This is a genomic window from Pleomorphomonas oryzae DSM 16300 (genome assembly GCF_000422965.1).
Taxonomy (GTDB): domain Bacteria; phylum Pseudomonadota; class Alphaproteobacteria; order Rhizobiales; family Pleomorphomonadaceae; genus Pleomorphomonas; species Pleomorphomonas oryzae.
Genome location: NZ_AUHB01000004.1, coordinates 22,110 through 35,756, shown reverse-complemented (window position 1 = coordinate 35,756; position 13,647 = coordinate 22,110). Strand labels below are relative to the sequence as shown.

At 62.8% G+C, this 13,647-nt stretch carries 10 protein-coding genes; 3 read left to right on the top strand and 7 right to left on the bottom strand.

Annotation, left to right across the window (positions count from 1 at the left end; all coding sequences use genetic code 11):
- Window positions 1-54 precede the first annotated feature (54 nt).
- Window positions 55-690 (top strand): biosynthetic peptidoglycan transglycosylase, encoded by a 636-nt coding sequence (locus G522_RS30745; protein ID WP_084633005.1) that lies wholly within the window; start codon window positions 55-57, stop codon window positions 688-690.
- On the opposite strand, the gene G522_RS29980 is transcribed toward G522_RS30745, so the two are convergent.
- Together G522_RS29980 and G522_RS0107825 are read right to left on the bottom strand one after the other, a co-directional pair.
- The gene (locus tag G522_RS29980; RefSeq protein WP_156886870.1) at window positions 616-1,257 is read right to left on the bottom strand and encodes a hypothetical protein; all 642 of its coding nucleotides are present in this window, start codon (window positions 1,255-1,257) and stop codon (window positions 616-618) included. The two genes, G522_RS30745 and G522_RS29980, sit on opposite strands and share 75 nt — an antisense overlap.
- A gap of 224 nt (window positions 1,258-1,481) precedes the next feature.
- Window positions 1,482-3,485 (bottom strand): methyl-accepting chemotaxis protein, encoded by a 2,004-nt coding sequence (locus G522_RS0107825; protein WP_026790561.1) that lies wholly within the window; start codon window positions 3,483-3,485, stop codon window positions 1,482-1,484.
- Between the two features lie 291 nt (window positions 3,486-3,776).
- Between G522_RS0107825 and G522_RS0107820 the strand changes: the two genes are divergently transcribed.
- A complete protein-coding gene (locus tag G522_RS0107820) occupies window positions 3,777-4,418 on the top strand; it encodes a LysE family translocator (RefSeq protein ID WP_026790560.1) in 642 nt (213 codons plus the stop codon).
- Between the two features lie 11 nt (window positions 4,419-4,429).
- Here the strand turns inward: G522_RS0107820 and G522_RS0107815 are convergent, their stop codons facing one another.
- The gene (locus G522_RS0107815) at window positions 4,430-5,614 is read right to left on the bottom strand and encodes a multidrug effflux MFS transporter (RefSeq protein ID WP_051228435.1); all 1,185 of its coding nucleotides are present in this window, start codon (window positions 5,612-5,614) and stop codon (window positions 4,430-4,432) included.
- Between the two features lie 208 nt (window positions 5,615-5,822).
- Between G522_RS0107815 and typA the strand changes: the two genes are divergently transcribed.
- Window positions 5,823-7,649, top strand: coding sequence for a translational GTPase TypA (gene typA, locus G522_RS0107810; RefSeq protein WP_026790558.1), 1,827 nt, complete (start codon window positions 5,823-5,825; stop codon window positions 7,647-7,649).
- Between the two features lie 143 nt (window positions 7,650-7,792).
- On the opposite strand, the gene G522_RS26050 is transcribed toward typA, so the two are convergent.
- The 4 genes from G522_RS26050 to ptsP all read right to left on the bottom strand — a co-directional run bounded on the left by G522_RS26050 (window position 7,793) and on the right by ptsP (window position 13,637).
- Window positions 7,793-8,953, bottom strand: a complete 1,161-nt coding sequence (locus tag G522_RS26050; RefSeq protein WP_051228434.1) for a DUF4167 domain-containing protein — start codon at window positions 8,951-8,953, stop codon at window positions 7,793-7,795.
- Between the two features lie 433 nt (window positions 8,954-9,386).
- Window positions 9,387-10,280, bottom strand: a complete 894-nt coding sequence (prmC, locus tag G522_RS0107800) for a peptide chain release factor N(5)-glutamine methyltransferase (RefSeq protein ID WP_026790557.1) — start codon at window positions 10,278-10,280, stop codon at window positions 9,387-9,389.
- A complete protein-coding gene (prfA, locus tag G522_RS0107795) occupies window positions 10,277-11,350 on the bottom strand; it encodes a peptide chain release factor 1 (RefSeq protein WP_026790556.1) in 1,074 nt (357 codons plus the stop codon). The genes prmC and prfA overlap by 4 nt, the downstream gene beginning before the upstream one ends.
- 19 nt (window positions 11,351-11,369) lie before the next feature.
- The gene (ptsP, locus tag G522_RS0107790; protein ID WP_026790555.1) at window positions 11,370-13,637 is read right to left on the bottom strand and encodes a phosphoenolpyruvate--protein phosphotransferase; all 2,268 of its coding nucleotides are present in this window, start codon (window positions 13,635-13,637) and stop codon (window positions 11,370-11,372) included.
- Window positions 13,638-13,647: the final 10 nt, after the last annotated feature.

Here is a 13,647-nt window from a genome sequence, read left to right as displayed (position 1 = left end):
TATTTCTGATATTATTTGTTATTCTATACGCAATGTGAGACTAGCCTCTCTAAAATGCCTCTTAGAACCAATCCTTTTCGCGCTCCGTTCCCTAGAAGACTTCTAGTTCGTATCCACCTCGATCTTCTTAAGATAGACCGATGTGTCACGCGCTGGTCTGATTATCCAGATCACCTAGACATGATAGAGATTATGGTCCTAATATCGGAGGATAGGAGATTCTTCCGTCATAACGGTGTTGATTGGTGGTCAGTTGGTAGGGTTTTATTTGGCACACTGAAATTCAATATTCATGGCGGCGCTAGCACCATAGATATGCAGTTTGTAAGAACTGCGACTGGATTTTATGAAAGGTCTATTCGTAGGAAGCTGTATGAAATGTTGTTGGCTAGAATAATACAATACAGATATTCGAAAATACAAATATTAAGAAGTTATTTATCAATTGCCTTTTTTGGGTCCGGAATTTACGGAACGGACAAAGCATCTATTGCAGCTTTGGGTGTTTCAAAGTATGGGGTCAATATTGTGGGTGCTGCTGTAGTTGCATCAATGCTCGTTTATCCGCGTCCTCTTGTTCCCGATCAGAGATGGCTTGCTAATATTACCAGAAGATCAAACTATCTCCTGTCTCTTTATCCGTCTCTCAAACAGCGATTTGAAAAGCTTCCACGTTGGGATGCGATCTAGGTTATCTTCATTTATTTCAATCTCGGCATATATTTCTTTCTTTTTGTCGAAAACTACGCGTATTAATCTTTTTTGCAAGTTACCGAGAGATCCCTGAATTTCGTTAAGGGCAGAAATAATGTCATTGATTTCTCTATTTCTTGCTATTCCTGGTGTTGATCGTTTGATGACGGATATCTTATTTCCAATTTTTGCGAATCTATTCTGTATTGATTCTAATTCTTTAGTGTGATAGAAATCTATATACATAGTTATGTTCGAGTATAGGGAAACTATATTTGAATTCCATTCTTCTGATATTTCGTCGTATTCAATAGATCGTTTCTCAATTAGAGGCTTGTCCAGTGCCTTAATCGCTAGAACAAGTCTCAACATTTTATGTTGACGCCTTCCGGCCAGGGTTGAAAAGCGTTCAATTAGTTCTCTCAAAATCTTAATTTCATTTTCTCTGTCGACTATTCGCTGCTGCTGCAGCCAACTTTGTCGCTGCCATATGTGGGTGAAGCGAGAAGCAAGGACTCCGGAAAAGATAAACGTGCAAAAAACAGTCACCAAAGCGGTCAGCATGTTACAGCGCTCCAGACGCCGGGGCGGTTTGCACTGATTATCGCGCTGGCCGAATGATCCTTCAAGCGGTGTGGTTGAAAAGGTAAGGCGGACGGGGCCGGCTTTTGGAAGAAACTGGGTTGGCAGATATTCTGTGATCTGTACGTGTGATTTTAATATTCATTTTTACAAATTATCGCCGCCGAACTGGCCAGCGGCGATAAGTGATAACAAGCAAATCTATTCTACGCCGCGCGCAGGCTCTCGACGAACTTGCCCACTTCGCTCTGGAGGTCGGCGGATTGATGTTCGAGCTCGGTCGACAGCGACATCAGATGGGTCGAGGCACGACCGGTCAGTTCGGCGGCTTCGCCGACGCCGGCGATGGAGCCGGTTACCGTCTGGGTGCCTTCGGCCGCCCGCTGCGTGTTCTCGGCGATTTCGCCGGTGGCGGCACCCTGTTCCTCGACCGCGCCGGCGATGGAGGCCGTCACTTCGCGGATCATCGAGATGGTCGAGGTGATGCGGCCAATGGCGGTGACCGTCTCGTTGGTCGCTTCCTGGATCTCGCCGATCTTGGAGCCGATCTCGTCGGTGGCCTTGGCGGTCTGGGCAGCGAGCTGCTTCACCTCGCTGGCGACGACGGCGAAGCCCTTGCCGGCGTCACCGGCGCGTGCCGCTTCGATGGTGGCGTTGAGCGCCAGAAGGTTGGTCTGCTCGGCGATGGCACGGATGAGGTTGACGACATCGCCGATGCGGACGGCAGCATCGGTCAGCGCGCGCACCTTAGTTTCGGTCCGCGATGCCTCGGCGGCGGCCTCCTCGGCGATGCCGGCCGACTTGGACACCTGGACGTTGATCTCGCGAATGGAGGCGGTGAGCTCTTCGGCGCCAGCGGCCACCGTCTGCACGTTGGAGGCGGCGGTCTCGGCGGCGCCGGTCACCGACTGCGCCCGGCCGGATGTGGCGTCGGCGGTCTCGGACAGTTCGCGGGCAGCTTCGGCCACTTCGGCCGACGAACGGACGAAGCGGTCGGCCAGCGCGCCCATGGTTGACTGGAAGGCATCGGCAAGCGCCTGCCGTTCCTGGAGCTGCTGCTCGGCGACGAGACGGTCGCGTTCGCCCTGCTCGGCACGGAGCCGTTCGGTTTCCGACAGTCCCTTGGCGAACACGTCAAGCGTCCGCGCCATGTCGCCCACTTCGTTGCGGTCGCCGGCATAGGGGATGACGACGTCGCGGTCGCCGGCGGCAACCGCCTTCATGGCGGCGGTGATGCGGCCGATCGGCTTGACGATGCCACGGGCCAGGAGCAGGCCAAACACCAGCGTCATCGCCATGATGGCGCCGAAGACGATCATCAGCTGGTCACGGGCGTCGCGGCGGGCGCGGATTTCCGAGGTCGAGGCCGAGGTATCGATGCTGCGGATCGTCGAAACCAGGTTGTCGAGCTGCGGCTCCAGCGTCTTGTAGCCGTTGGAAAGCTGCTCGTAGATGCTGAGGAATTTCTGCTGCAAGGCCACCCACTGGCCGACGTTGCCGGTGTAGGTTTCCATCGCCTTGCCAAGCGCCGCCTTGACGTCGGCGCTGAGCGTGCTGCGGGCGAGCGCGCGGGTGAAATCCATGGAGGCCTTGCCGAAAGCGGTGAAGGCCTGCGTGTCGCTCTTCAGCTGGAAGTCTTTCTCGAAGGTCCGCATGGTGGCGAACAGCGCCGCCAGTTCAGGCGTCGGGTTGGCGGCCAGGATGTCGTTCACCGCCTGGCTCGACTTCAGGAGCGCACCGTTGACGCCTTGCTGCGGATAAAGGCCGAGTTGCTTCTTGATATCCAGGATGGCCTTGAAGGACGTGCCATACTCCTCGAGGCCGGCCTTGATCTGGGCAACATTTTCCGCCTTTGACGGGTCGGTCGCCTTGATGCGCGTTTCAAGCTGCTGAATGTTCGAAACGGTCATGCGCGTCAGGTCGCCGTGCAGACCGGAATAGCGCTCGTTGCCGGTGAACAGGAACTCGATCTCGGCGCGGCGGAGCTGCAGCGCGGTGGTCTGCAGCGTGCCGGCGAGATCGGCGTTGATGCGGGCGCTGGCGGCGCGTTGACGATAGGTGTTGGCGTTGATGTCCTGCATCATGTAAAGCCCGCCGACGACGGCGAGGGCCAAGAGCGAGAACAGCCCGAAGGCGAGCACCTTGGTAGCGATGCGGAACCGCGAGCCGATCGCGAATCCCCTGAGCCTGAACTTCGGCAACTTCGGCATAGGATAGAACTCCCCACTGGACCGGCCCGGCGCTCAAAGCAAAGCTTGCGCGCCATCTCCTCCCGACCGATCTCCATCCTGGGTAGCATCGCCTTTGTCGATTAATTGCGCGTAAAGCGCCTAGGCAAAAACAAGGCGAACCGGCTCCGAATTACCAACGACAACGTTGCCGAGTGTTCCTCCCGACCCAAGCCATCGCTCGAGATGCCCAGCTTATCGGCAGGGTAGCGATTGCGCGGCTTGGCGATTTGCGGGAAGCTTCGTCATCTCTCGCCAGAAGGCCCGCTTTTCATGCCGCTTTCGCTTCTGCTGTCGGCCTTTGTCGCCGCCTTTCTTTATGTCGTCATCCCCGGTCCTGCCTTTATCGCCTTGCTCGGCATCGGTGCCGGTCAGGGGCGGGGCGCCGGCGCGCGCTTCATCGTCGGCCATCTTGCCGGCGACACGCTGTGGACGAGCCTGGCGCTTGTGGCTCTGGTTGGCGCGCATGTGGTGGGGCCGATGGTGTTCGACCTGCTCGGCTGCATTTGCGGCGCCTATCTCGCCTTCATCGGCTGGCGTGCTTTCCGTGCCCGACCGAGTGGCGAGGGGCGGGCGGTGATGGCGGTGGAGCGGCCGTTCCGGCGCGGGCTGATCTTCGGCCTCACCAACCCCAAGGGCTATCCGGTGGCGCTCGCCACCTTCACGGCGCTGGTCGGCGGTGTTGCCGATACGTTGTCCTTCTCCAACCTGCCGGCCCTGCTTGCCGCGTCGTTCGTCGGTTTCCTTGCCGCCGACGTGGTGATGATCTCCATCATCGGCGCCGGTGCGGTCCGCCGCTTCTACCGGGCGCACGAGCTCGCCATCGTCAGGGGCTCGGGCCTCCTATTCATGGGCTTTGCCGCGCAGACCTTCTGGCACTCGGCGCCGGGCCTGCTCGGCTATCGCAAGACTTAGCGGACTTCGGTTCAGTCGTCCTCTCGCTCGACGAAGCCAAGCACCAAGGCAACCAGGGTGACGAGCGGGATCACCGTGGCGAAGGCGAGCGGCGGTGAACCGATGAATGCCACCGCGCCGGAATCGATAAAGCCGCTGCCCATCTGCGCAAAGCCCAGGAGGGCAGCCGCTGCCCCGGCCTTTTCGGGAAAGGCGGCCATGGCGCGCGTGGTGAGATCGGGCGTCACCATGGCCAGGGCGAAGGCGAAGATGGCAACCGGGGCCATCACGGTCAAATAGGACGGCGGAAATAGTGCGATCGATGCCGCCATGGTCAATGCGCCGGTCATCGCAAGCAGGAGGCCCGGCAGGACCAGGTGGCGGGCCGGCACGTGCTTGAGGAGCGCCTTGGTGAGGACGCCGCCGAGGATATAGGCGCCGGTCTGGGCCAGCATGCCGAAGCCGAAAGCCTGCGGGCTGAGGCCGGCGATGTCGATCAGCAGGAAGGGCAGCATCGAGCTCAGCGAGTAAAATCCGCCGAGCACCAGGCCGAGCATCAACGCCGGGAACAGAAAGCGGCCGTCGCTGCCGAGGGCGGCATAGGCGCGAACGAGGCCGGCCGGACTGGCGCGGGCGGGGTCGGGTGCGAGGTTGGTTTCCGGCAGGAACCGGTAGACCGTGATGAGCAGCGCGCCGCCATAGGCCACCATCAGCACGAAGATCGCCCGCCAGTCGAAAGCCAGCATGGCCAGGCTGCCGAGCGTCGGCGCCATCGCCGGGCCGATGGCCAGGAAAATGCCGATGGTGTTCATCACCCGTGCCGACTGCTCGCCGGTGAAATTGTCGCGGACGATGGCGCGGGCGACCGAAATGCCGACGGCGGCACCGATACCTTGCACCAGGCGAGCGACCGTCAGCGCGTGGATGGAGGGCGCCAGCATGGCGCCAAGCGAGCCGATCGCAAAGAGCGTGAGGAAAGCGAGCGCGGTGGGGCGCCGGCCGTAAGCATCTGATAACGGCCCGCAAATCAGCTGCGCCAGCGCGAAGCCGGCGAAGTAGGCGGCCAGCGTTGCCTTCACCGCCGGATAGGTGGTGGCAAAATCCGTCACTAGTTCCGGCATGGCCGGCGTGTAGAGGGCGAGCGACACCGGACCGAGAGCGATCAGGAGCGAACCAATCGCCGCGACATGGCGCTCGGTCATCGGAGCATGCTGCATGGAACGTCTCGGAAATGAAGGCCGAAGGCGGGGCTTTTAGCAGAGACAAGCGGCCGCTGTTAAGTGTCGCAACGCTTTGCATGGCTGATGATCGGCGTAATAATCAGGTTTTTCTTGCTACCGTCACATTCATTTGTATAGTGCGCGCCAGAATGACGGTCCGGAGGTTCGCTTCGGGCCGTCTGTCTTTTCCAAACTGAGTACGCCCATGCAAATGCGCAACATCGCCATCATCGCGCACGTCGACCATGGCAAGACCACCCTGGTCGATGAGCTTCTGAAGCAGTCCGGCACCTATCGCGAGAACCAGAAGGTGGCCGAGCGCGTGATGGATTCCAACGACCTCGAGAAGGAGCGCGGCATCACCATTCTTGCCAAGGCGACTTCGGTGGTCTGGAAAGATGTACGGATCAACATCGTCGACACCCCAGGCCACGCCGACTTCGGCGGCGAGGTGGAGCGCATTCTCAATATGGTGGACGGCGCCATCGTGCTGGTCGACGCCGCCGAGGGGCCGATGCCGCAGACCAAGTTCGTGGTCGGCAAGGCGCTGAAGGTCGGCCTGAAGCCGATCGTCGCCATCAACAAGGTCGACCGTCACGACGCCCGCATCCATGAAGTGGTGGATGAGGTGTTCGACCTGTTTGCCAATCTCGATGCCACCGACGAGCAGCTCGATTTCCCGATCCTCTATGGCTCGGGTCGCAATGGCTGGTTCTCGACCACGCCGGAAGGCGGCGAGGGCGATGGCATGGCCCCGCTGTTCGATCTGGTGCTGCGCCATGTCGAGCCGCCGCATGTCGAGAAGGACGCCTCCTTCCGCATGATCGGCACGCTGCTTGAAGCCAATCCCTTCCTCGGCCGCGTCGTGACCGGCCGCATCACCTCGGGTTCGGTGAAGACCAACCAGACCATCAAGGTACTCGATCAGGACGGCAATGTTGTCGATCAGGGCCGCGTGTCCAAGCTCTTGGCCTTCCGTGGCCTTGAGCGTACGGCGATCGACGTCGGCGAAGCCGGCGACATCGTGGCGATCGCCGGCCTCAGCAAGGGCACGGTGGCCGAGACTTTCTGTGCCCTCGACGTGACCGAACCGCTGCACGCCCAGCCGATCGACCCGCCGACCGTCACCATGACCTTCCTCGTCAACAACTCGCCGCTGGCCGGCACCGAGGGCGACAAGGTGACGAGCCGCATGATCCGCGACCGTCTTCTGCGCGAAGCGGAGGGCAACGTCGCCCTGAAGATCGAGGAAAGCTCGGAGAAGGATTCCTTCTTCGTCTCCGGTCGTGGCGAGCTGCAGCTTGCCGTGCTGATCGAGACCATGCGTCGCGAGGGCTTCGAGCTCGCCGTGTCGCGGCCGCGCGTCGTGTTCCGTAAGGACGAGACCACCGGCGAGACACTGGAGCCGGTCGAAGAGGTGGTGATCGACGTCGACGAGGAATACTCGTCGGTAGTCGTCCAGAAGATGAGCGAGCGCAAGGCCGACATGGTGGAGATGCGCCCGTCCGGCGGCAACCGCCTGCGCCTGGTGTTCTTCGCGCCGACCCGTGGTCTGATCGGTTATCAGTCGGAGCTTCTGACCGACACGCGCGGCACGGCGGTGATGAACCGGCTGTTCCACGCCTACCAGCCGCACAAGGGCGATCTGCCCGGCCGGCGCAACGGCGTGCTGATCTCCAACGACATTGGCGAGGCCGTGGCGTTCGCGCTGTGGAACCTCGAGGATCGCGGCCCGATGATGATCGAGCCGGGTTGGAAGGTCTATCAGGGCATGATCGTCGGCGAGCACACCCGCGAGAACGACCTCGAGGTCAACGTTCTCAAGGGCAAGAAGCTGACTAACGTTCGTTCGGTCAGCAAGGATGAGGCGGTGCGCCTGACGCCGCCGATCCGCATGACGCTTGAGAAGGCGCTGGCCTGGATCCAGGACGACGAACTGGTCGAGGTGACGCCGAAGTCGATCCGCCTGCGCAAGATTCTGCTCGATCCGATCGAGCGCAAGCGCCTGCGGTCCAAGGACGCTGCCGCCTGAGAGAGCTCTCGCAAACAATGACGGACAAAGGGCGACGCCACGGCGCCGCCCTTTTTCATGTCTGGTTCATAACGCCAGAAAATGAAAAGGGCCGCGTCGGCGATGACACGGCCCTTCTTGTTCGATTTCCGCTTGCGAAAGCCTCAGCCTTCGCCGCCCTCATTGTCGGTCGTCGCGGCCTTGGCCCGACGGGTACGCGGGCGGGTCGTCGAGGCTATCGGCGTGCCGATGGTGGTGGCCCGGCGGCGCGGAACGCGCTTGCGCGGCGCCTCCTCCTCGGAGCCTATCTCGGCCGGAGCAGCAGCCACCGGTTCGGGTGACGGCTGGCGAACCGGCTCGGCAGCCGGGCGCTCGGCGACCGGAGCCGGCCGTTCGGTCACAGGCGCCGGAGCGGTTTCGGAAACGCGCGGCTGGCGCTCCAGCAGGAAAGCCGGCAGGCCGGCCTCGGCGGCGACTGGAGCCTGACGCTCGCGCTCGACCGGACGCTGTTCACGCTCAACCGGACGCTCAGTGCGGGCGACGGGCTGCGGCACGTCAGGGAAGCTGACGTCCGGCTGCGGCGCATCGGCCAGTGTCGGCGCCACGGCCGGCTGCGGCTGACGCTCGCCACCGCGATTGTCCTGGTTGTTCTGCCCTTGGCCCTGGCGGTCGCCACGGTTGTTGTTGTCTCGGCCGAAGCGATCGAAGCGCGGGCGGCGGTCGCGACGATATTCGTTGCGGTCCTGCTGCTGACGTTCGCCGCCGGCGTTTTCACCGTTGCGGTTGTTGTTGTCACCGTTGCGATTGTTGTCGCCGTTGCGGTTATAATCGCGCTGCTGGCCGTTGTTGTCGCCGTTGCGGTTATAATCGCGCTGCTGGCCGCTGTTGTCGCGGTTCTGGTAGCTGCCGTTGCCCATGTCGCGCGGCTCGCGCTGCTCGTTGGGCTGGCGATTGGTGTTGTCGAACTGGCCGGGCTGGCGGATCTCGATCTGGCGCGGCTCGAAACGGTCGGAGCCGATCGGCTCGAAATCGTCGTCGTCAGTCTCATCCTCGCGGCCTGCTGCTGCGGCGGCCTGGGCGGCCTGAGCGGCGGCGATGATGCGGTAATAGTGCTCGGCGTGCTGGAGGTAATTCTCCGCCATCACCCGGTCGCCCGCCGATGACGCATCGCGAGCAAGCTGCGTGTATTTCTCGGCGATGTGAAGGGCGGTGCCTCGGATCTTGATGTCCGGACCGTTGGAGTCGAACGATCGGGTGAGCGGATTGGGAGCCTTGCGGTTGGGCCGGCCGCGCATCCGTTGCTTGTTCTGCTGGTTCTGCCTCATATGTCCGCTATCTCTTGCCTTCGCGGGTCAAAACAGCACGGGGCGCGAGGCCGCGGGTCTCGTTGACTTGCAGCTCTCCCGATGAGGAGGCCGGTGAAGTCGCGGCGCCTGGTGCAAACATTATCATCCATCAAGAACGACCGTCCGTTCGGGCCATAGCCCACGACGGTGTCGCCTCAGCATCCTCTACGTTTGATCGTATCGAGAACGGGTCTGAGCGGGATCCTGACCCACGCCTTGGCTCTGTCGGCAATCATCCGCCGTGAGCGAACTCCGATTGCTCACCCCGCCAGGGCAAGAAGGTCATGCCTCCCGAATACGGCTTTTCGACGGTGACGTCAAATACAGCCGATTCTCTACGCAGGGACCCTAGCTGCTTCGTCACAACTTTCCAAGCTGAATTTTGTGTTCAAGGCTAATAAAGTGAGGGAATTCAGTCGATTTTCGTCCGAAGGAAGCCCGAGATCACCCGATCCCGGTCGCCGAGGTCGCGGTGGACTTCGATGTCCGACAATCCGGCCGCTGCGAACAGGCGAGCGACTGCTTCGCCTTGATCCCAGCCGATCTCGACGGCGAGCAGGCCGCCGGCCAGGAGGTGCTCACCGATGCCGCCCAGGATGGTCCTGTAGGCGTCGAGCCCATCGGAGCCGCCATCAAGGGCGAGCAACGGGTCGTGGAGGCGCACCTCGCGGTCGAGTCCGGCAATGACGCTGCTGGCGATATAGGGCGGGTTGGAGACGATCAGATGGAAACCGCCGCTGACGGCGGCGAAGAAGTCTCCTTCGGCGAAATCGAGCCGGTCACTGACGCCATGGCGGACGGCGTTGCCTTTCGCGACCTCCAGGGCACCTGATGACAGATCGGTGGCCAGTCCGCGGGCTTGCGCGAGCTTTGAGAGCAGCGCCACGGCAATGGCGCCGGTCCCTGTGCCGAGGTCAAGCAGGCGAAGGCCTTCCCCATCGGACAAAACGCCGGGAATGCGGCCGGAGCGGACGGCTCCGAGCGCCACCTCCACCAGCACCTCGGTATCGGGACGCGGTTCCAGCGTGTCCGGACCGAGCGCAAAATCGAGGCCGTAGAACGAGGCGGTGCCGAGGATGCGACCGACCGGTTCGCCGGCAGCGCGGCGACCGATCCAATCGTCGAGGCGGGCAGCGGCATCGGCGGCAACCGGGCGGTCCGTGGCGGCGAGAAGATCGAGCCGGCTGGCGCCGGTGGCCGCCTCGACAAGCAGACGGGCATCGATGGCTGCCGTGTCGATGCCGGCGGCCGCGAGGCGTCGGCGGGCATCGGCGAGAAGGTCGCTGAGAGTGGAGCCGCCGCTCATGCTTCGGCTTCGGCGAGCAGCTTTGCCTGATGGTCGGTGATCAGCGCGTCGACGACATCGTCGAGATCGCCTTCCATCACCTGTGGCAGCTTGTAGAGCGTCAGGTTGATACGGTGATCGGTGAGGCGCCCCTGGGGGAAATTGTAGGTGCGGATGCGTTCGGAGCGGTCACCGGAACCGACCTGGCCGCGCCGGTCGGCGGCGCGGGCGCTGTCGGCCTTTTCGCGCTCCATCTCGTAGAGACGGGAGCGCAACAGCTTCATCGCCTTGGCGCGGTTCTTGTGCTGCGACCGCTCCTCCTGGCAGGCGACGGCGATGCCGGTGGGAATATGGGTGATGCGGATGGCACTGTCGGTGGTGTTGACGTGCTGGCCGCCGGCGCCCGACGAGCGGAAGGTATCGACGCGCAGGTCGCTCTCGTTGATGGCGATATCCACCTCCTCGGCTTCCGGCAGCACGGCCACGGTGGCCGCCGAGGTGTGGATGCGGCCGGAACTCTCGGTCACCGGTACGCGCTGCACGCGGTGAACGCCGGACTCGAACTTCAGTCGGGCATAGACGCCGGCGCCGTCGATCGAGGCGATGATTTCCTTGTAGCCGCCCAGTTCGGCTTCCGACACGCTCATCACCTCGACGCGCCAGCCGCGCGTTTCGGCGTAGCGCTGGTACATGCGGAAGAGATCGCCGGCAAACAGCGCCGCTTCGTCGCCGCCGGTACCGGCACGCACCTCCAGAATGGCGCTCTTGTCGTCGGCACGGTCGCGTGGCAGTAGCGCCAGCCGGACGTCCTGCCGCAGTGCCTCGACCTTTTCGAGCAGCTCCGGCCGCTCGGCCTCGGCGAGCGCTCGCATGTCCGGGTCGGTACCCGTATCGGCGAGCATGGCCTCGATGTCGCCCAGCTCGCGATCGGCCTCCCGCAAGGCACGGATGCGGGCGACCAGCGGTTCGAGCTCGGCATAGTCGCGCGACAGGCGAACGAAGGTTTCAGCGTCCGGATTGCCGGCGAGCCGTGCCTCGAGAATGGCGAAACGGTCGAGGAGAGCCTCGAGGCGAGCGTCAAAAGGGGTCATGCGTTGGTTGGGAACCGGATCAGTTGAGCGGGATATCGCGCGCTTCGGCGAAATCCTGCAAGAGCTTGCGGATTGGCGGACCGTCGGGGCGATTGAGGGCGGGTGCCAGCAGCGCCTCGAGTTCGCCGAGGTTGACCGAACGGATCATGTCCTTGACCGGGCCGACCGAGGTGGCCGCCATGGACATCGAGCGGAAGCCGATGGCCATCAGGGCCATGGCGGTAAGCGGCGTGCCGCCGAGTTCGCCGCACAGCGTCGCCGGCTTGCCATATTCAGCCGACTTGCGGGCGATGGTGCGCAGCGCGCGCAGGAAGGATGGGGCGAGCGGATCGAAGCGTTGCGCCACCTTGGCGTTGCCGCGGTCGACAGCCAGCATGAACTGGAACAGGTCGTTGGTGCCGACCGACACAAAGTCGACCACCGACAAGAGCTCGTCGAGCTCGAAGAGCAGCGCCGGAACCTCGATCATGGCGCCGAGCTTGAGAGACGACGGCAGCGCGTGGCCGTGCTTTTCGAGGAAGCGCTGTTCGCCCTTGACCAGTTCCTTGGCTCTGTTGAACTCGTCCACCGTCGAGATCATCGGGAACATGACGCGCAGCTCGCGGCCACCGGCCGCCTTCAGCAAGGCGCGCACCTGCGTCCTCAGGATGACGGTGCGGTCGAGCCCGATGCGAATGGCACGCCAGCCCATGGCCGGGTTCTCTTCCTGCACCGAGCGGGTGAGGTAAGGCAGCACCTTGTCGCCGCCGATATCCAGCGTGCGGAAGGTGACCGGCCGGCCGGTGGCGCCGTCGAGAATCTTGGAATAGAGCTCCGCCTGCTGACCCAACTTGGGGAAGTTGGGCGCGATCATGAACTGCAGTTCGGTACGGAACAGGCCGATGCCGTCGGCGCCCGATTCATCGAAATGCGGCAGGTCGAACAACAGGCCGGCGTTGGTATTGAGGGCAATGCGCACGCCGTCGAGCGTCACCGGCGCCTTGAAGCGCAACTGACGATAACGCTCCTGCCGGCGAGCGCGGAAGCGCACCTTGGTGACGTAAGCCTGCTCGACATCGGCCGGCGGCCTCAAGTGCACGTAGCCGCTCTCGCCATCGATGATGATGCTGTCGCCGTTCTCGGCCAGCGATACGACGTTGGCGAGCTGGCCGACCGCCGGGATGGACAGGGCACGGGCGACGATCGCCACGTGGCTGGTTGTCGTCCCTTCCTCGAGCACCAGGCCGCGCAGCTTGGAGCGGTCGTAGTCGAGGAGTTCGGCGGCGCCCATCGAGCGGGCAACGACGATGGCGTTCTCCGGCAGCTCGGTGTTCTTGTCCTTGCCCATCAGCTCGCGCAGCAGGCGATAGGTCAGGTCATCGAAATCGTGCAGACGCTCGAGCAGATAGGGGTCAGTCTGCCGCTGCATGCGGGCGCGGGTGTCGGATTGCACACGCTCCACCGCCGCCTCGGCCGACAGGCCGGAACGGACGATTGCCTCTTCCATGCGCCGCGTCCAACCGCGGTCGTAGGCGAACATGCGGTAGGCTTCCAGCACGTCGCGATGCTCGCCGTGGTGGGCGACCTCGCCGCTGTCGATCATGTCGTCGATGGAAAGGCGCAGGTTGGCGATGGCGGCGGTCAGCCGCTTCACCTCCTGCTCGGGATCCTCGGCGATGAAGTTGGTGACGACGACGCGCGGCTCGTGCAGCACGACGTGACCGAGACCGACGCCGTCGGACAGCACCACGCCGGGCACGTGCATCGGGCGGTTGAGATCGAGCACCGTCTGCTGGGCGGCGGCAAGGCCGAGCACTTCGCCGGAAGCAATGATCTCGGCAATGATCATGCCGGTGGTCTGGAGCGCCTCCTCCTCCTCCTCGGAGTAGGTCTTGCGGACGCGGTTCTGCACCACCAGAACCCCGAGCGTGCGGCCGGAGCGAAGAATCGGTACGCCGAGGAAGGAGTGATAGGCCTCTTCGTCGGTACCGGGGATGTAGGAGAAGGCCGGGTGTTCCTGGGCGTCGGCAAGGTTCAGAACCGCCGCCTCGGCGGCGATCAGACCGACGAGGCCCTGGCCGATGCGAAGCGATGCCTTGTGAACGGATTCGCGATTGAGACCCTCGGTGGCGAACAGTTCAAGCACACCGTCGGCGCGCAGGACGTAGAGCGAGCAAACCTCCGCCACCATATTGGCCGCGATGGTAACGACGATCTTGTCCAGTCGCTCCTGGGCGCTGATCGGCTCCGCCATCACCTCGCGGAGGCGGCGGAGCAGAACGCGCGGTCCGGAAAGGCCTCCCCGCATCGTCGGCTTC